General features: G+C 69.6%; 18 protein-coding genes. 14 read left to right on the top strand and 4 right to left on the bottom strand.

Annotation, left to right across the window (positions count from 1 at the left end):
- Positions 1-61: 61 nt before the first annotated feature.
- The 11 genes from rbfA to Q0938_RS07575 all read left to right on the top strand — a co-directional run bounded on the left by rbfA (position 62) and on the right by Q0938_RS07575 (position 9,666).
- Positions 62-490, top strand: coding sequence for a 30S ribosome-binding factor RbfA (rbfA, locus tag Q0938_RS07625; RefSeq protein WP_299360713.1), 429 nt, complete (start codon positions 62-64; stop codon positions 488-490).
- Positions 477-1,247: a phosphodiester glycosidase family protein gene (locus Q0938_RS07620; RefSeq protein WP_299360712.1), complete on the top strand. Its 771-nt coding sequence runs from the start codon at positions 477-479 to the stop codon at positions 1,245-1,247. Before rbfA ends, Q0938_RS07620 begins: the two co-directional genes overlap by 14 nt.
- Positions 1,247-2,140: a tRNA pseudouridine(55) synthase TruB gene (gene truB, locus Q0938_RS07615; protein WP_299360711.1), complete on the top strand. Its 894-nt coding sequence runs from the start codon at positions 1,247-1,249 to the stop codon at positions 2,138-2,140. The genes Q0938_RS07620 and truB overlap by 1 nt, the downstream gene beginning before the upstream one ends.
- A 62-nt stretch (positions 2,141-2,202) precedes the next feature.
- Positions 2,203-2,994, top strand: a complete 792-nt coding sequence (locus tag Q0938_RS07610; protein ID WP_299360710.1) for an aldolase/citrate lyase family protein — start codon at positions 2,203-2,205, stop codon at positions 2,992-2,994.
- A 95-nt stretch (positions 2,995-3,089) separates the two neighbouring features.
- Positions 3,090-4,289 carry an ABC transporter substrate-binding protein gene (locus Q0938_RS07605; protein WP_299360709.1) on the top strand — a complete coding sequence of 400 codons (1,200 nt, stop codon included), beginning with the start codon at positions 3,090-3,092 and terminating at the stop codon, positions 4,287-4,289.
- Between the two features lie 109 nt (positions 4,290-4,398).
- Positions 4,399-5,598, top strand: a complete 1,200-nt coding sequence (locus tag Q0938_RS07600) for an ABC transporter substrate-binding protein (protein ID WP_299360707.1) — start codon at positions 4,399-4,401, stop codon at positions 5,596-5,598.
- 5 nt (positions 5,599-5,603) lie between these two features.
- Positions 5,604-6,377: an ABC transporter ATP-binding protein gene (locus Q0938_RS07595; protein WP_299360705.1), complete on the top strand. Its 774-nt coding sequence runs from the start codon at positions 5,604-5,606 to the stop codon at positions 6,375-6,377.
- On the top strand, positions 6,374-7,075 hold the full coding sequence (locus Q0938_RS07590) for an ABC transporter ATP-binding protein (RefSeq protein WP_299360704.1): 702 nt from the start codon (positions 6,374-6,376) through the stop codon (positions 7,073-7,075). Before Q0938_RS07595 ends, Q0938_RS07590 begins: the two co-directional genes overlap by 4 nt.
- 1 nt (position 7,076) lies before the next feature.
- Positions 7,077-7,964: a branched-chain amino acid ABC transporter permease gene (locus Q0938_RS07585; RefSeq protein WP_299360702.1), complete on the top strand. Its 888-nt coding sequence runs from the start codon at positions 7,077-7,079 to the stop codon at positions 7,962-7,964.
- Between the two features lie 28 nt (positions 7,965-7,992).
- On the top strand, positions 7,993-8,964 hold the full coding sequence (locus tag Q0938_RS07580; RefSeq protein WP_299360797.1) for a branched-chain amino acid ABC transporter permease: 972 nt from the start codon (positions 7,993-7,995) through the stop codon (positions 8,962-8,964).
- Between the two features lie 177 nt (positions 8,965-9,141).
- Entirely contained in the window at positions 9,142-9,666 is a 525-nt protein-coding gene (locus tag Q0938_RS07575; protein WP_299360700.1) for a DUF2243 domain-containing protein, read from the top strand.
- 74 nt (positions 9,667-9,740) lie between these two features.
- Here the strand turns inward: Q0938_RS07575 and Q0938_RS07570 are convergent, their stop codons facing one another.
- From Q0938_RS07570 to Q0938_RS07560, 3 genes are read right to left on the bottom strand one after another with little or no spacing between them, the layout of a single operon-like run.
- Positions 9,741-11,954 carry a xanthine dehydrogenase family protein molybdopterin-binding subunit gene (locus Q0938_RS07570; protein WP_299360698.1) on the bottom strand — a complete coding sequence of 738 codons (2,214 nt, stop codon included), beginning with the start codon at positions 11,952-11,954 and terminating at the stop codon, positions 9,741-9,743.
- Positions 11,954-12,922, bottom strand: coding sequence for a xanthine dehydrogenase family protein subunit M (locus tag Q0938_RS07565; RefSeq protein WP_299360697.1), 969 nt, complete (start codon positions 12,920-12,922; stop codon positions 11,954-11,956). Before Q0938_RS07565 ends, Q0938_RS07570 begins: the two co-directional genes overlap by 1 nt.
- Positions 12,919-13,425: a 2Fe-2S iron-sulfur cluster-binding protein gene (locus tag Q0938_RS07560; RefSeq protein WP_299360695.1), complete on the bottom strand. Its 507-nt coding sequence runs from the start codon at positions 13,423-13,425 to the stop codon at positions 12,919-12,921. The genes Q0938_RS07565 and Q0938_RS07560 overlap by 4 nt, the downstream gene beginning before the upstream one ends.
- 65 nt (positions 13,426-13,490) lie before the next feature.
- Here Q0938_RS07560 and Q0938_RS07555 point away from each other — a divergent pair, with 65 nt between their 5' ends.
- From Q0938_RS07555 to Q0938_RS07545, 3 genes are all read left to right on the top strand, one after another.
- Positions 13,491-14,393, top strand: a complete 903-nt coding sequence (locus Q0938_RS07555; RefSeq protein ID WP_299360694.1) for an XdhC family protein — start codon at positions 13,491-13,493, stop codon at positions 14,391-14,393.
- Positions 14,390-14,935: an NTP transferase domain-containing protein gene (locus Q0938_RS07550; protein ID WP_299360692.1), complete on the top strand. Its 546-nt coding sequence runs from the start codon at positions 14,390-14,392 to the stop codon at positions 14,933-14,935. Before Q0938_RS07555 ends, Q0938_RS07550 begins: the two co-directional genes overlap by 4 nt.
- A gap of 150 nt (positions 14,936-15,085) precedes the next feature.
- On the top strand, positions 15,086-16,300 hold the full coding sequence (locus Q0938_RS07545) for an SMP-30/gluconolactonase/LRE family protein (protein WP_299360690.1): 1,215 nt from the start codon (positions 15,086-15,088) through the stop codon (positions 16,298-16,300).
- Between the two features lie 100 nt (positions 16,301-16,400).
- Here the strand turns inward: Q0938_RS07545 and Q0938_RS07540 are convergent, their stop codons facing one another.
- The gene (locus Q0938_RS07540; RefSeq protein ID WP_299360689.1) at positions 16,401-17,327 is read right to left on the bottom strand and encodes an NAD(P)-dependent oxidoreductase; all 927 of its coding nucleotides are present in this window, start codon (positions 17,325-17,327) and stop codon (positions 16,401-16,403) included.
- Positions 17,328-17,366 lie beyond the last annotated feature (39 nt).

Raw genomic sequence — 17,366 nt, 5'->3', positions numbered from 1 at the left:
CTTGTGCCCCGCATATCCCTACCCCGTTGCGGCATGTGCGGCGACCCCCTAGATGAGGCGGATGGCATCCAACCGCTTTCAACACGGACCCGGCCCGTCGCAGCGCCAGCTGCGGGTGGGCGAGCTGATCCGCCGCACGCTGTCGGACGTGCTGCTGCGGGGCGACGTGCACGATCCCGACCTGAACCGGTTCTCGATCACCGTGGGCGAGGTCCGCACCTCGCCCGACCTGAAGATCGCCACCGCCTATGTGCTGCCGCTTGGCGGCCGCGACGCCGACGAGGCGCTGGCCGCGCTGCGGCGCAACACGCGGGAGCTGCGCCACCTGGTGTCGCGGGACCTGACGCTGAAATACGCACCCAACCTGCGCTTCGAGCTGGACGAGACATTCGACCGGATGGACGACACCCGGCGCCTGCTGGAACAGGACCGGGTGCGTCGCGACGTGGCGAATGACGGCGATGGACCGGATTCCGATGAGATGGGCTGACGTCCGGCGCCGGCTGGGTCTGGCCGCGGGCGCGCTGGTGGCGATGACGCTGCCGGTGCTGGCCGATCTGTGCGAGGAACGCGCGTTTGAGGGCCAAGCCTTCGCGGTCTGCACCGTCCGCGGCGCCGACCAGGACAAGCTGCGGCTGTGGCTCGACGGGCCGGACGGCAAGGTGCTGGGCGATTTCGGCGCGGTGCGCGGCACGCTTGCCGCGGACGAGGTCTTGGGATTCGCGATGAACGCCGGGATGTTTCATCCCGACTACGCGCCGGTGGGCCTGTACCGGGCCGACGGCACCGAACGCGGGCGGCTGGTCACCGCCGGCGGCGGCGGCAATTTCGGGCTGCGGCCGAACGGGGTGTTCTGCGTGGGCGCCAAGGCGCCGTTCCAGGTCATCGAAAGCCGCCGCTTTGCCAGCGCCGATCCGGACTGCCGGCTGGCGACGCAATCGGGCCCGATGCTGGTGATCGACGGCGAGCTGCACCCGCGGTTCCTGGCCGACAGCGACAGCCGCTATATCCGCAACGGCGTGGGGGTGTCGCAGGATTTCCAGACCGCGTGGTTCGTGATTTCCGACCGGGCGGTGACCTTCCACGAATTTGCCCGGTTCTTCCGCGACGGGCTGGGGGCGCGCAACGCGTTGTATTTCGATGGCTCGATCTCGCGGCTCTACGCGCCGGCGCTGAACCGCGCCGACTGGGGCCGCGCCATGGGGCCAATCGTGGGCTATGTCGGCAAGGCCCGGGGGCAGTCCTGATGGGCCGGCGCAAGGGGCGCGACCTTTCGGGCTGGCTGATCGTCGACAAGCCGGCGGGTATCGGGTCCACCGACGTTGTCGGGCGGGTCCGCTGGGCGCTGGACGCCAAGAAGGCCGGCCATGCCGGGACGCTGGACCCGGACGCCACCGGGCTGCTGGCCGTGGCACTGGGCGAGGCGACGAAGACCGTCCCCTATCTGACCGATGCGCTCAAGGCATACGACTTCACCGTCGCCTGGGGCGCCGAGACCGCCACGGACGACGCGTCTGGGGCGGTGCTACAGACCTCGGACGCCCGCCCCGATGCGGCCGCGATCCGGGCCGCCCTGCCGGCCTTCACCGGCGAGATCCTGCAGGTGCCGCCGGCGGTGTCGGCGGTCAAGGTGGAGGGTGCCCGCGCCTATGATCTGGCGCGCGCCGGCGAGGCCGTCGATCTGGCCGCCCGACCGCTATGGGTCGAGGAACTGACGCTGGTCGAGGCGCGGCCGGACGACGCCGACCTGCACATGGTCTGCGGCAAGGGCGGCTATGTGCGCGCCATCGCCCGCGATCTGGGCCGCGCCCTCGGCTGCCTCGGCCACGTCACCGCCCTGCGCCGGGTGTGGTCCGGGCCTTTCGACGTGGAGGGGGCGGTCCCGTTCGACCGGGTCGACCGGGCGAACAGCGCCGAACTGGAGGCCGCGCTGCGCCCGATCGAGGCGGCGCTGACCCTGCCGCTACTGCAGGCCACCGATCAGGGCGCCGTGCGGATCGCCAACGGCAATCCCGGGCAGGTTCTGGGCCATGTCGATTACGGCACCGAGGTGCAGGTCAGCCATGCGGGCCAGGCGCTGTGCATCGGCCGCTATCTGGGCGGCGAGGTGCAGCCCAGCCGGGTGTTCGTGCGTCACTGACGGCTGGTCCCCGGCGCGCCGCGCCGCTAGGTTGCCGCAGAACCTGCCGCGTGGATGACCCGATGCCCAATCGCTTCAAGACCGCCCTGGCCGAGGGCCGTCCGCAGATCGGCCTGTGGCTGGGGCTGGCCGACCACTATGCGGCCGAACTGGTGGCCGGGGCCGGGTTCGACTGGCTGGTGATCGACGGCGAGCACGCGCCGAACGACATCCGCTCGACCCTGGCGCAGGCCCAGGCGATCGCGCCCTATCACAGCCATGCCGTGGCCCGGGCGCCGGTCGGACATGTGCATCTGGTCAAGCAGTATCTGGACATCGGAATCCAGACGCTGCTGATCCCGATGATCGACACGGCCGAGCAGGCGGCCGAGATGGCCGCCGCCATGCGCTATCCGCCGGACGGCATCCGGGGGGTGGCCAGCGCGGTGGCGCGCGTCAGCGGCTTCGATCGCGACGCGGGATATCTGGCCCGCGCCGACGACGACGCCTGCCTGCTGGTCCAGGTCGAGACCACCCGCGGGATCGACAATCTGGCGGCCATCGCGGGCACCGACGGGGTGGACGGGGTATTCATCGGTCCCGCCGATCTGTCGGCCGCGATGGGACATCTGGGCGATCCCGGCCATCCGGACGTGCAGGCCACGGTCGAGGCGGCGATCGCGACCGTCCGGGACGCCGGCAAGGCGCCCGGCATCATCGCGGAGGACGTCGCCCAGGCGCGGCGCTATCTGGCCCTGGGCGCACTGTTCGTCGCCGTCGGCACGGATGTGGGGCTGCTGCGGCGCGCCACCGACACGCTGCTGGCGCAGTTTCGCAATGGGGACGAACCGGCTTTCCGCGGCGATCCGGGCTAGCGCCGCCTGTCCAGAGGGACAGTTGCATTGCGACCTGTTTTCGGCATGCTTGCGCCGGCGAAGGGCAGGAACTGCCACCGCACAGGGAGGATCATATGAACAAGCTATTGGGAGGCGTCGCGGCAGCGGCGCTGATGACGACGGCCGCGCAGGCGGAAATTTCGGACGGCAAGGTCAAGATCGGCATCCTGAACGATCAGTCCGGCGTCTATGCGGATTTCGGCGGCACCGGCTCGGTCGAGGCCGCCCGGATGGCGGTCGAGGATTTCGGCGGCACCGTGCTGGACATGCCGATCGAGATCGTCTCGGCCGATCACCAGAACAAGGCTGACATCGCCAGCAACATCGCCCGCCAGTGGTACGACACCGAACAGGTGGATGCCGTCATGGAGCTGACGACCTCGTCGGTGGCGCTGGCCGTTCAGGCGCTGAGCCAGGAAAAGAAGAAGATCAACCTGGTGACCGGGGCGGCCACCACCGACCTGACCGGCGAGCAGTGTTCGCCCTACGGGTTCCACTGGGCCTACGACACCCATGCGCTGGCCGTGGGCACGGGCGGCGCGCTGGTCGAGCAGGGCGGCGACAGCTGGTTCTTCCTGACCGCCGACTACGCCTTCGGCTATTCGCTCGAGGAAAACACCGCCAACATCGTCAAGGAACGCGGCGGGTCGGTCGCCGGGGCCGTCAAGCACCCGCTGGCCACCAACGACTTCTCGTCGTTCCTGCTGCAGGCCCAGTCCTCGGGGGCCAAGGTCATCGGCCTGGCAAACGCGGGCATGGACACCCAGAACGCCATCAAGCAGGCGGCCGAATTCGGCATCACCCAGGGGGGCCAGAAGATGGCCGCGCTGCTGTTCACCCTGGCCGAGGTGCACGGGCTGGGGCTGCAGACCGCGCAGGGGCTGACCCTGACCGAAAGCTTCTACTGGGACCGCACCGACGAAAGCCGCGAATTCGGCAACCGCTACAAGGAGCGGACCGGGGCCATGCCGAACATGATCCAGGCCGGCACCTATTCGGGCGTCCTGCACTATCTCAAGGCGATCGAGGCCGCCGGCACGGACGAGACCGAGGCGGTCGCCGCCAAGATGCACGAACTGCCGGTCAGCGACCTGTTCGCCGAGAACGGCAAGGTCGCCCCGAACGGGCGGATGATTTCCGACGTCTACCTGATGCAGGTCAAGACGCCCGAGGACAGCACCGGCGAGTGGGACTATTACGACGTGCTGGCGACGATCCCGGGCGACGACGCCTACATGGATCCCGCCGCCTCGGGCTGTCCGCTGGTCGAGTGACGCGGCGTCGCGCGGCGCCCCGGCACCGCGCGGGAACTCTTGCAATGACGGCGATCATCGCCGACCCTGTCGTACGGTCCGCCACAGAGCGGGATCTGGGAGGAAATACATGAAGAAGCTTTTGCTGAGCGTCGGCGCCATGGCGCTGACCGGCGCCGCTGCGCATGCCGAGATTTCGGACGGCGTGGTCAAGATCGGCATCATGAACGACATGTCGGGCCCCTATTCCGCGATCAGCGGCCAGGGCTCGGTCGAGGCGGCGCGGATGGCGGTCGAGGATTTCGGCGACACCGTCCAGGGCTCGCCGGTCGAGGTCGTCTCGGCGGACCACCAGAACAAGCCCGACGTCGGGTCCAGCGTGGCGCGGCAGTGGTTCGACACCGAGCAGGTCGACACGATCATGGACCTGACGACCTCGTCCGTGGCGCTGGCCGTGCAGGCGGTCGCCGGCGAAAACCAGAAGATCACCATGAACACTGGCGCCGGCACGACCGAGATCACCGGCAAGGCCTGCACCCCGTTCAGCTTCCACTGGGCGTATGACACGCACGCGCTGGCGGTGGGCACCGGCGGCGCCGTCGTGGACGCCGGGGGCGACACCTGGTTCTTCCTGACCGCCGACTACGCCTTCGGCTATTCGCTCGAGGAAAACACCACCAAGACCGTCGAGGAAAAGGGCGGGCAGGTGCTGGGCTCGGTCCGGCACCCGCTGAACAACAACGACTTCTCGGCATTCCTGCTGCAGGCGCAGTCGTCGGGCGCCAAGGTGATCGGCCTGGCCAGCGCCGGCACCGACACCCAGAACGCCATCAAGCAGGCGGCCGAGTTCGGCATCACCCAGGCGGGCCAGAACCTTGCCGGTCTGTTGCTGTTCATCACCGACATCCACGGGCTGGGGCTGCAGGCCGCGCAGGGGCTGTACCTGACCGAATCCTTCTACTGGGACCGCGACGACCAGTCGCGCGAGTTCGGCAACCGCTTCAAGGAACGCACCGGCGCGATGCCGTCGATGGTGCAGGCCGGCGTCTATTCGGCCGTGTCGCAGTATCTCAAGGCGATCGACGCGGCCGGCGGCGACGACGCGACCGCGGTGGCGGCAAAGCTGAAGGAGATGCCGGTCGACGACGTGTTCGCACGCGGCGCGACCGTCGCCCCGAACGGCCGGCTGCTGAACACCCAGTACCTCGTGCAGGTCAAGACGCCCGAGGAAAGCACGGGTGAGTGGGACTACTACAAGATCCTGGCCGAGATCCCGGGCGAGCAGGCCTACATGGATCCCGCCGAATCCGGCTGCCCTCTGGTCCAGTGAATCGGATGAGCGACCCGGTTCAGACCACGGAACCGCGGGTGGTGTTGTCCGCCCGTGGTCTTGGCAAGGATTTCTCCGGGTTCACGGCGGTCAACAACGTGAACCTGGACGTCCATCACGCCCGCATCCATGCGCTGATCGGCCCCAACGGGGCCGGCAAGACCACGGTGTTCAACCTGCTGACCAAGTTCCTCCCGCCCACGCGCGGGAGGATCACCCTGCTGGGGACCGACATCACCAAGATGAGCCCCGACGTGGTCGCCCGCATGGGGCTGGTGCGATCCTTCCAGATTTCGGCCGTGTTCCCGCACCTCACGGTGCTGGAGAACGTGCGCGTCGCGCTGCAGCGTCCGGCCGAGCTGCACATCCAGTTCTGGCGCCCGATGAAGTCGCTCGAGGTGCTGAACGGCCGCGCCGAGGTGCTGCTGAACGATCTCGGCCTGATGGAATACCGCGACACCCGCGCCGCCGACCTGTCCTATGGCCGCAAGCGGGTGCTGGAAATCGCGACCACGCTGGCGCTGGACCCGGAGGTCCTGCTGCTCGACGAGCCGATGGCCGGGATGGGGCACGAGGACGTGCACATGGTGTCCGACATCATCCGCGAGGTCGCCCAGCACCGCGCCGTGCTGATGGTCGAACACAACCTCTCGGTGGTTGCCGACATCTGCCACCACGTCACGGTGCTGCAGCGTGGCGAGATCCTGGCCGAGGGCGATTACGAAACCGTCGCGTCCGACCCGCGGGTGAGAACGGCATATATGGGATCCGACGCATGACCCGCCTGCTGGAAGTCGAAGACCTGCACGCCTGGTACGGCGAAAGCCACGTACTGCACGGCGTCACCATGCATGTCGACAAGGGCGAGACCGTCTGCATTTTGGGCCGCAACGGGATGGGCAAGACCACGACGCTGCGCGCGATCATGGGGATCGTCCGGCAGCGCAAGGGCCGCATCACCTTTGCCGGCCGCGATGTGCTGGCCATGCCGCTGCACCAGACCGCGCGGGCGGGCCTGGGCTTCGTCCCCGAGGAACGCGGCATCTTCGCCACGCTCTCGGTCGAGGAAAACCTGATGCTGCCCCCGGTCTTCGCCGAGGGGGGAATGTCGGTGGCCGAGATCTACAAGCTGTTCCCGAACCTTCAGGAACGCCGCCGCAGCCCGGGCACCAAGCTGTCGGGCGGGGAACAGCAGATGCTGGCCATGGCCCGGATCCTGCGGACCGGCGCCAACACCCTGCTGCTCGACGAGCCGACCGAGGGGCTTGCCCCGGTGATCATCGAGGCGATCGGGGTGGTCCTGCAGGAACTGCGCAGCCGCGGCATGACCGTGGTCCTGGTCGAACAGAACTTCCGCTTCGCATCCAAGGTGGCGGATCGGTTCTACGTCATGGATCACGGGCAGATGGCCCATGAATTCCCGGTGGGCGAACTGGAAACCCGCATGGACATGTTGCACGAAACGCTGGGGGTCTGACATGACGATGGTGTTCGGTATCCCCATCCAGGCGCTGCTGGGGCAGCTGCTGGTCGGGCTGATCAACGGATCGTTCTACGCGCTGCTGTCGCTGGGTCTGGCGGTGATCTTCGGTCTGCTGCGGGTGATCAACTTCGCGCATGGTGCGCAATACATGCTGGGCGCGTTCGTCGCGCTGCTGGCGCTGAAATGGGCCGGCGTGCCCTACTGGGCCGCGCTGGTCGTGGCGCCACTCGTGGTTGGCGGCCTCAGCGCCCTGATCGAACGCACGATGCTGTCCCGGCTCTACCAGCTGGACCATCTCTACGGCCTGCTGTTCACCTTCGGTCTGGCGCTGGCCGTCGAGGGCGGCTTCCGCTGGTATTTCGGTGCCTCGGGCCAGCCCTACTCGCCGCCCGCCGCCCTGAACGGGGGCGTGAACCTGGGCTTCATGTTCCTGCCCATCTATCGCGGCTGGGTGGTGGTGTTCTCGCTGATCATCTGCCTCGCGGTGTGGGCGCTGATCGAGAAGACCCAGCTGGGCGCCAAGCTGCGCGCCGCGACCGAGAACCCGACCCTGGTGCAGAGCTTCGGGATCAACGTGCCGTTGCTGCTGACGATGACCTACGCGCTGGGGGCGGGGCTGGCCGCCATCGCCGGGGTGCTGGCCGCACCGATCTACCAGGTGTCGCCGCTGATGGGCTCGAACATCATCATCGTCGTGTTCGCGGTGGTCGTGGTCGGCGGCATGGGGTCGATCATGGGCGCCATCGTGACCGGCTACATGCTGGGCGTCGCCGAGGGCCTGACCAAGGTGTTCTACCCCGAGGCGTCGAACATCGTGATCTTCGTCATCATGGCAATCGTGCTGATCCTGCGTCCGGCGGGTCTGTTCGGAAAGGAAGCTTGACATGGCCGACCAAAGCCGAACCGCCGACATGACCCCGACCGCCGCCGCGGACGCCCCTGCCCCGCGCCGGGGGGTGACCATGCTGCTGGTGGTGATCGGGCTTGTCCTGCTGATCGCCGCCCCCTTCTACCTGTACCCCGTCTTCGTCATGACGCTGCTGTGCTTCGGCCTGTTCGCGGCGGCGTTCAACCTGCTGCTGGGCTATACCGGGCTGCTGTCCTTCGGCCACGCGACGTTCTTCGGCGGATCGGCCTACTTCACCGCCCATGCCGCCAAGGAATGGGGATGGCCGCCGGAGTTCGCGCTGATCCTGGGCGTGCTCGGCGCGATCGGGCTGGGGCTGGTGATGGGCGCGATCGCCATCCGGCGGCAGGGCATCTACTTCGCCATGATCACCCTGGCATTGTCGCAGATGTTCTTCTTCGCCTGCCTGCAGATGCCCTTCACCCACGGCGAGGACGGGATCCAGTCGGTGCCGCGGGGCGTCCTGTTCGGGCTGATCGACCTGGACCAGCCGCTGAACATGTACTTCTTCGTCGCGGCGATGTTCGTCTTCGGCCTGGCGGCGATCTGGCGGATCGTGAACTCGCCCTTCGGCATGATCCTCAAGGCGATCCGCGAAAACGAACAGCGCGCCGTGTCGCTGGGCTATTCGGTCGCGCAGTACAAGCTGGCCGCGTTTGTCATGTCGGCCGCCTTCGCCGGCCTTGCCGGCGGGCTGAAGGCGCTGGTGATGGAGTTCGCCACGCTGACCGACGTGACCTGGCAGATGTCGGGCGAGGTCATCCTGATGACCCTGCTGGGCGGGATCGGCACCATGGCCGGGCCGGTGGTCGGCGCCGGCGTCATCATCGCCCTGCAGAACCGCCTCGCGACCTCGGATTTCCCGGTCACGATCATCACCGGCCTGGTGTTCATGGTCTGCGTCATGCTGTTCCGCCGCGGGATCATCGGCGAACTGATGGAAAGTCGGCTGGGGCGGATGCTGGGCCTGCGCTGAGGGCCATCCATCCCCCGATCATGACCCGCATCAGGGCCGCGCCTCGAAAGGGCGCGGCCCTTCGCCTTGCCTGACCCGCGCCCGACCGCCGAAGGCGCCCCGTCCTGCCCGGAACCTTGCCCGCGGCGCGGCCCGGCGCGATACTGACCGGCAGCGACCGGAAGGCAGGAGGAGCGCATGGCGCATCACACAGACGAGATGGACCGGGCCGTCCTGCCCGATGTCCCGTTTCCGCGCGGCGCCGGCATCCTGCTGGGGCTCGGTCTGGGCGGGTTCTTCGACGGCGTCGTGCTGCACCAGATCCTGCAGTGGCACCACATGCTGTCCGATGGCGGGTTCCCCCCCAACACGCTGCGCAACCTCGAAATCAACGTCCTTGCCGACGGGCTGTTTCACGCGACGACCTATGTCTTCACCGCGGCGGGGCTGTTCCTGCTGTGGCAGACCTCCCGGCGCGCCCATCTGCGCTGGTCCGCCAAGCTGCTGTTCGGCTCGATCCTGATGGGGTTCGGGATCTTCAACCTGGTCGAGGGGCTGGTGGACCACCAGCTGCTGGGCATCCACCACGTGAACGAACTGGTGGACCCGGCCTACTGGATCTGGTGGGATCTGGGCTTCCTGGCTTGGGGGGCCCTGATGCTGTGGTTCGGGCGCAAGCTCTACGCGGACGGGCGCAGGGAATCCGACGGCGCCGCCCCCTGACAGGGGTCCGGGCCGAGCAACCGGTGTCGACAGGACAGCACCGCGCCCGACCCCCGGGCGCGGCGGGCCTCCGCTCAGTCCAGCTTCGCCAGCACCTTGTCCAGCGTGACGGGGAAATGGTGGAACCGCTTGCCGGTGGCGTTGGCGATGGCGTTCACGATCGCGCCGGCCGTGCCGCAGCAGGCCAGTTCGCCAATCCCCTTCGCCTGCATCGGGTTCGCGTAGGGATCGCGGTCGTCCAGGAACTCGACATCGATATGCGGCACGTCCAGATTCGCCGGGATGTGGTACTCCGCCAGATCGCGGTTGACGAAACCGCCGTCGCGCGGATCGGTCATCACCTCCTCATGCAGCGCCTGGCCGATGCCGAAGATCATCCCGCCGATGCACTGCGACCGCGCCGTCTTGGGGTTCAGGATGCGGCCGGTGGCGAACACCGCGCTCAGTCGCCGGACCTGCACCTCGCCGGTGACGCTGCTGACCGCGACCTCGGCGAATTGGGCGCCCCAGCAGGCCTGGCGGTGATCCTGCGACGTGGTCCCCGGCTCGATCTCGCCGGTGCCCTGCAGGCTGTCGCCGGCCAGCAGGTCCACGATCTGCCGCTGGCGATTGCCGGCGATGGCGGTGCCGTCCTTCAGCGTCAGCTCGCCCGGATCGCAGCCCATCCGCTCGGCCAGCCGGTCGCGCACCGCCTGCGCGGCCAGCATCACCGAACTGCCCGCCGAGGCGGCCCCGAACGACCCCCCCGATCCTGACGACGCGGGCAGGTCGCTGTCGCCCAGCATCGTCGTCACCCGGTCCATGGGCAGGCCCAGCACCTCCGCCGCGATCTGGGTCAGGATCGCATAGCTGCCGGTCCCGATATCGGTCATGTCGGTCTCGACCAGCGCGGTTCCATCCGCCGCCAGCGTCACCCGGGCCGCGCTGTTTTCCAGCATGTTCACCCTTATGGCCGAGGTCATCCCCATGCCGATCAGCCATTCGCCATCGCGGCGGGTGCCGGGCTGCGGCCGATCGGCCCAGCCAAAGCTTTCGGCCCCGCGCCGCAGGCAGTCCGCCAGCCGGTTGCCGCTATAGGGCTTGCCGGTGGTCGGATCCTTGTCGGGGATGTTGCGCAGCCGCAGCTCCACCGGGCACAGGCCCGCCGCCTCGGCCAGCTCGTCCAGCGCCGCCTCGGTCACCGGAACCCCGATCGCCTCCCCCGGCGCCCGCATCGATCCGGCCGCGGTGATGTTCAGCCGGCCGACATGATGGCCGATCAGCCGGTTCTCGCCGCGATAGGTGAACGGCGTCGCCTGGGTCACCGGCTCGCTGAACCGCTCGCCGGGCAGGTTCGACACCCAGGCCTCGTGCCCGACCGCGGTCAACTGGCCGTCCCGGTCGCAGGCCAGCCGCACCCGCTGCCGGCTTTCGCTGCGCCGCATCGTCGTCTCGTAGACCTGGCGGCGATGCAGGGCGATCGCCACCGGACGCCCGACCTTCTGCGCGGCGATCGCCGCACCAACCGCCTCGTGGCTGATCCCCAGCTTGCTGCCGAATCCGCCGCCCACATAGGGTGACAGGATCCGCACCTTTTTGGGGCTGATCCCCAGCGCGTCGGCGAGTTCTTCGACATTGTGCTTCAGCATCTGGTAGCTGCCGCGCACCTTCAGCTGCCCGTCCTCCCACCAGGCGACGGCGGCATGGGGCTCCATCGCCGAATGGCTCATCGTCGGGGTGGTATACTCCAGATCGACCCGGAACGCCGCCGCGTCCATCTCCTTGTCCAGATCGCCCTGCGTCGCCTGTTTCTTGGGCGGCGTCTCGTAGCTGGCGCGCTCGGGGGTGAACACGCCCTTGTCGGTGCGGTCGTCATACTGCGCCCGGGCCGCCAGCGCGGCATCGCGGGCCTGCTCCATCGTCTCGGCGACCACCACCGCGATCGGCTGGCCCTTGTAGAACACCTCGGCCGGACCCTGGTAGGGCGCCTTGCCGGCCTGTCCCTGGGCCGGGTTGCGGATCAGCCGGTCGTCGCGGATCACCGCCAGCACCCCCGGCATCGCCCGCAGCTCGGACGTGTTCAGCCCGACCACCCAGCCCTTGCCGACCGTCGACCGGACCAGCCAGCCATAGACGGTGCCGGGCGGATGATCCTCGTCGGCATAGGTCGCCGTGCCGCGGACCTTCAGCGGCCCTTCGGGGCGATCTAGCGGGCTGCCGACGATCCCCTGCACCGTGTGGTCCAGCAGGTTGCGCTCGTCCCGGCTGTTCATCTGGTGGCGCAGCGTCAGTTCGATCGGGTCGGGCATCACATCGTCTCCTGCGTGGCCTCGGCCAGCACCGCGCGCATCGTGCGGCGCAGCAGCGGGATCTTGAAATCATTGTCGCCATAGCCTTGCGCGCCGGCCAGCACGACGTCGGCGGCGCGGTCGAACAGGTCGGCGGACGGTGCCTGCCCGGCCAGCATCGCCTCGGCCTCGATGGCCCGCCAGGGCTTGGCCGCGACCGAGCCGAAGGCGAGGCGGACCGTCTCCATCCGTCCGTCCTTCATTCCCACCGCGGCGGCGACCGACACCAGCGCAAAGGCATAGGACCGGCGGTCGCGCACCTTGCGATAGATCTGCCGCCCGCCCAGCGGCGCCGGCAGGCGGACCGACAGGATCATTTCGCCGGGCCGCAGCTCGGTATCGCGCTCCGGCGTCGTGCCGGGCAGGCGGTGAAACGCCGTCGCGGCGATCTCGCGCCGGCCCTCCGGGCCCTCGACCTCGACCGTGGCGTCCAGCGCCGACAGGGCCACCGCCATGTCGCCCGGATAGGTGGCGATGCACTGGTCGGACGCGCCTAGGATCGCGTGCAGGCGGGTCCGGCCGCCGATCGCCGCGCAGCCGCTGCCCGGCTCGCGCTTGTTGCAGGGCGCATCTATGTCGTAGAAGTAATAGCAGCGGGTCCGCTGCATCAGGTTGCCGCCGGTGGTGGCCCGGTTGCGGATCTGGCCGCTGGCCCCGGCCAGGATCGCCCGCGACAGCAGCGGCCAGTCGGTCCGCACGGCGTCATCCGCGGCCAGATCGGAATTGCGCACCAGCGCCCCGATCCGCAGCCCGTCGCCGTCCCGCTCGACCCGGTCCAGCCCGACATGGTTCACGTCGCACAGCCGGTCCGGCGTCTCGACCTGGTGCTTCATCAGGTCCAGCAGGTTGGTGCCCCCGGCGATGATCCGGGCGGCGCTGCCGATTGCCTCGGCCGGGGTGGCGGCGCGGGTATAGGTAAACGGCCTCATGCCGGCGCCTCCGCGGCGTCGCGGATCGCGTCCACGATGTTGGGATAGCACGAACAGCGGCACAGATTGCCGGACATCCGTTCGCGGATCTCGTCGTCGGTGAATTGCGGCGCGGTCAGGTCCGCCGACATCTGGCTGGGCCAGCCCTGGCGCAGCTCGTCCAGCATCGCGGTGGCCGACACGATCTGCCCCGGCGTGCAATAGCCACACTGGAACCCGTCATGCCGGATGAACGCGGCCTGCATCGGGGCCAGTGCCTCGGCCGTCCCGATCCCCTCGATCGTGGTGATCGCGTCGCCGTCATGCATCACCGCCAGCGACAGGCAGGCATTCATCCGCCGCCCGTCCAGCATCACCGTGCAGGCCCCGCACTGGCCGTGGTCGCAGCCCTTCTTGGTGCCGGTCAGGCCCAGGTGCTGGCGCAGCGCGTCCAGCAGGGTCACGCGCGGGTCGTCCAGCCGCAGCCGGTGCTGCGCGCCGTTGACGGTCAGGCTGATCTCCATGGGGTTCTCCTCCGCGATGCGCCGGGGTGGGAACAACCCGGCGCGCTGTTGTGTTCCCGTGGGTGATGCACAAACCGCCCCTTCCGCCGCCGCCGTCCGCGGCGGTCGACGATCCCGTCGGCGACCCGCTCGCGGCCCTGGACGATGGCGGGGTGCTGGCGGTGGTGACCGGGGTCGAGGGGCCGCATTACCGCAGCCCCGGCGCGATCATGGGCTTTCCGGCGGCCGGCGGCGCAGTCGGCCAGCTCAGCTCCGGCTGCATCGAGGCCGACCTCGCCTTCCACGCCCGCGAGTCCGCCGCCAGCGGCCGGGTCATCCGGCTGCGCTACGGAATCGGCTCTCCGTTCCGCGACCTGGTGCTGCCCTGCGGCGGCGGGCTGGACGTCGCGCTGGTGCCGCTGCCCGACCCGGCCCCGCTCCGCGCCGCGCTGGCGGCCCGCGACGCCCGGCAACCTGTGATCCTGGGGCTGGACCTCGACCGGGGCACGGTGGCGCTGGACGGCCCCGGCTTCGCGCTGCGGGTGCTGCCGCCGACCCGCTTCCTGACCTGGGGCGCGGGGGTCGAGGCGGTGACCTTCGCGGCGCTGGCGCGGGCCACCGGCTTTCCGGTCGAACTGTCCACCCATGACGACGCGACCGCCGCCGCGGCGCAGGCTAGGGGCGTGCCGCTGCGCGCCCCGGGGCCGGTCAGCGCCGATCCCTGGACCGCCATCACCCTGTTCTACCACGATCACGACCGCGAGCCGCCGGTGCTGGCGCAGGCGCTGCTGACCCCGGCCTTCTATGTGGGCGCGCAAGGCAGTCTGCGCAGCCATCGCGCCCGCACCGCCGCGCTGCGTGACATGGGCGTGCCGGCCGCGGCGATCGCCCGACTGCGCGGCCCGATCGGCCTGATCCCGTCGGCCCGCGACCCCCGGGTGCTGGCCGTGTCGGTGCTGGCCGAGATCCTGGCCGAGGCGACGGCGTGACCCAGGCCGGGCCGGTCGCCGGGGTGCTGCTGGCCGCCGGCCACTCGCGGCGCTGGGGGCCGGGCAACAAGCTTCTGGCAGAGTATGCCGGGCGGCCGCTGGTCTGCCATGCCGCGGCCACCCTGCAGCGCGCGCCGGTGGCCCTGCGCGCCGTCGTCCTGCGGGATGCCGCGGTGGCCGATCTGCTCAGCGACTTGATCCACATCGCGCCCGATGGCGACGACCAGTCGGGCAGCCTGCGCGCCGCCGCCGGATGGGCCGCGGCACAGGGGGCGGGGCGGCTGCTGATCCTGCTGGGCGACATGCCGGCGCTGTCGGACGCGACCGTTGCCGCCGTGATCGACGCCTGCGACGACCGACCCGCCGCCGTCCGCCACCCCGACGGCCGCCCCGGCGTGCCGGCCTGTTTTCCGGCAACGGCCTTTCCGCTTCTCTCCACGCTGCAGGGCGACCGCGGCGCCGGCGCGCTGCTGGACGAATGCCGGATCATCCAGGCCCCGCCGGCCGAGCTGCTGGACGTGGACCGCCCCGGCGATCTCTGACGCGCCACCCGGCGGCGATGGGCGTGGACCCGCCGCGCCTCCGCGATGCGACTCCCGCGAGGCCCGGTTCTGGTATACCATGCCGCCGGACGGCCGCAGGGCCGAGGGGGACCTGCCGGCGTCGCGATCCTTGGAGGAGGAGACTTGGTGATGTCCAAGATGCAGAAGCCGGGCCTGACCCGGCGTCAGTCGCTGGTGTCGATCGGGCTGGGTGGGGCGGCCGTCCTGGTCGGCAGCCGGCAGGTCATGGCCCAGGGCGGGCAGGCGGCCGAACCGCTCAGCACCGTCACCACGCCGCGCCGCAGCTTCGCGGCGGATGCGGAACCGAACGTCTATTTCTGGGACCCGGACGTGATCGCGGCGGACCCGTCCTTCAACGGCCTCGCCCAGCCGAATGCGCCGATCAGGCGGTTGTGGACCGGTGCGCTGTGGTCCGAGGGGCCGGCCTGGAACAGCGTCGGCAAGTTCCTGGTCTGGTCCGACATCCCCGCCAACCGGCAGCTGCGCTGGCTGGACGACGACGGCCATGTCAGCGTCTTCCGGGCACCGTCGAACAACTCCAACGGCAACAGCTTCGACAGGTCCGGCCGGCAGCTGACCTGCGAGCATCTGACCCGGCGGGTGGTCCGCTATGAACTCGACGGATCGGTGTCGATCCTCGCCGACCGGTTCGAGGGCAAGCGCTTCAATTCCCCCAACGACGTGGTCGAACATCTCGACGGCAGCATCTGGTTCACCGACCCGCCCTATGGCGGACAGCTCTACGAGGGCGCCCCCGATGCGGCGGGCGGACCCACCAACCCCGAGGGTCTGATCAACAATCGCCTGGGCCAGCCGCCCGAAATCGGCGAGGCGCAGCGCGAGATGGCGCACGGCGTCTACCGGATCGCCACCGACGGCACGATCACCCGGATGGTCGAAGAGGTCCAGGTGCCCGACCCGAACGGCCTGTGCTTCTCGCCCGACGGCCGGCGTCTCTACGTCGCCAGCACTGGCAAGGGTCCGGGCGACACGGGCGAGGGCGGCAAGGGTGACATCCACGTCTTCGACATCGCCGATGACGGCACCGCGTCGAACGGGCGGCTGTTTTCCGACTGCGTCGTCGACGGCGTGAAATGCGGCCCCGACGGGGTGCGCTGCGACGTCTATGGCAATCTGTGGGCGTCCAGCAACGCCGGCCGCGCGGTCGGCTACAGTGGCGTGACCTGCTGGTCGCCCGACGGGCTGCTGCTGGGCCGGATCCGCCTGCCTGAGGTCTGCGGCAATCTGTGCTTCGGCGGGCCCAAGCGCAACGTGCTGTTCATGGCGGCCAGCCAGTCGCTCTACGCGCTGCCCACCGCCACCCAGGGCGCCGGGCCCGCCTGACCGAACCTGCCTGGTGCGGGCCCGTCATACGGGCCCCATCGCAGGGGCCGGTCCCCCAGCCCCTGTCCCACGGCCACGGTCGGGCCGACCGTGGCGGGCGTCAGCCCTTGCCGCCGCGGGTCACCTCTGCCGCCAGGTCCACCCCGTTCAGCCCGGCCACCACGTCGGCCAGTTCGGGTACGAACTTGTCGCCGTGGCCCATCGCCTCGGCGGTGGCAAAGGCATTGCGCATCGCGGCGCCCATCGGATTGGCCGCCCCCGCCTGCATCGCCATCATCGCCGCATAGCGCAGGTCCTTGGCGGCGTTGGTGATGGTGAACTTGTGCACCTCGCGGTCGCGGCCCACCGCGCCCGCCATGAAGGTGTCGAAGAACCCGTTCGACATCCGGCTGGACCCGATGACCGTCTGCACCGTCTGCGGGCTTAGCCCCGCCCGCGCGGCGATGGCCAGCGCCTCGGCATAGAGCGCCGCATAGCCCATCGCGATGAAGTTCATGATCAGCTTCATCTTGTGCGCCGATCCGACCGGCCCGACATGGTTGATGTTTGCGGCCCAGCATTCGATCACCGGCCGGATCCGCTCCAGCACCGCCGGGTCGCAGCCGACCATCGCGTCCAGGGTGCCGGCCTCGGCCTCCTTCGGGGTGCGGCCCAGCGGCGCATCGACGTAATCGCCGCCCTTCGCCTTCAGTTCGGCGGCCAGCGCCACGGTCGATCCGGGTTCGGCGGTCGTGGTGTCGATCACCACCAGCCCCGGCCGGGCCCCGGCCAGGATCCCGTCGGGGCCGCGCATCACCGCCTCGACCACGTCCGAGTTCGGCAGGCACATGTGGATGATGTCCACCTCGGCCGCCATCGCCGCCGGGCTGGTCGCCTCGGTCGCCCCCTGCCCGATCAGGTCGTCGACCGGGCCGCGATTGCGGTGGCCGATCACCTGCAGCGTATGCCCCTTCTGGATCAGGTTCTTGGCCATGCCGTGGCCCATGAACCCCACCCCGATGAATCCGATCCGTTCCGGTGTCGCCATGCCGCTTTCCTCCCCTGTTTGGCGGCGATGGTATACCAT

It is taken from the genome of uncultured Paracoccus sp., from assembly GCF_947496875.1.
In the GTDB taxonomy this organism is placed as follows: Bacteria; Pseudomonadota; Alphaproteobacteria; order Rhodobacterales; family Rhodobacteraceae; genus Paracoccus.
Note: the sequence above shows the minus strand (reverse complement) of the source record. Positions and strands in the feature narration are given on the sequence as shown.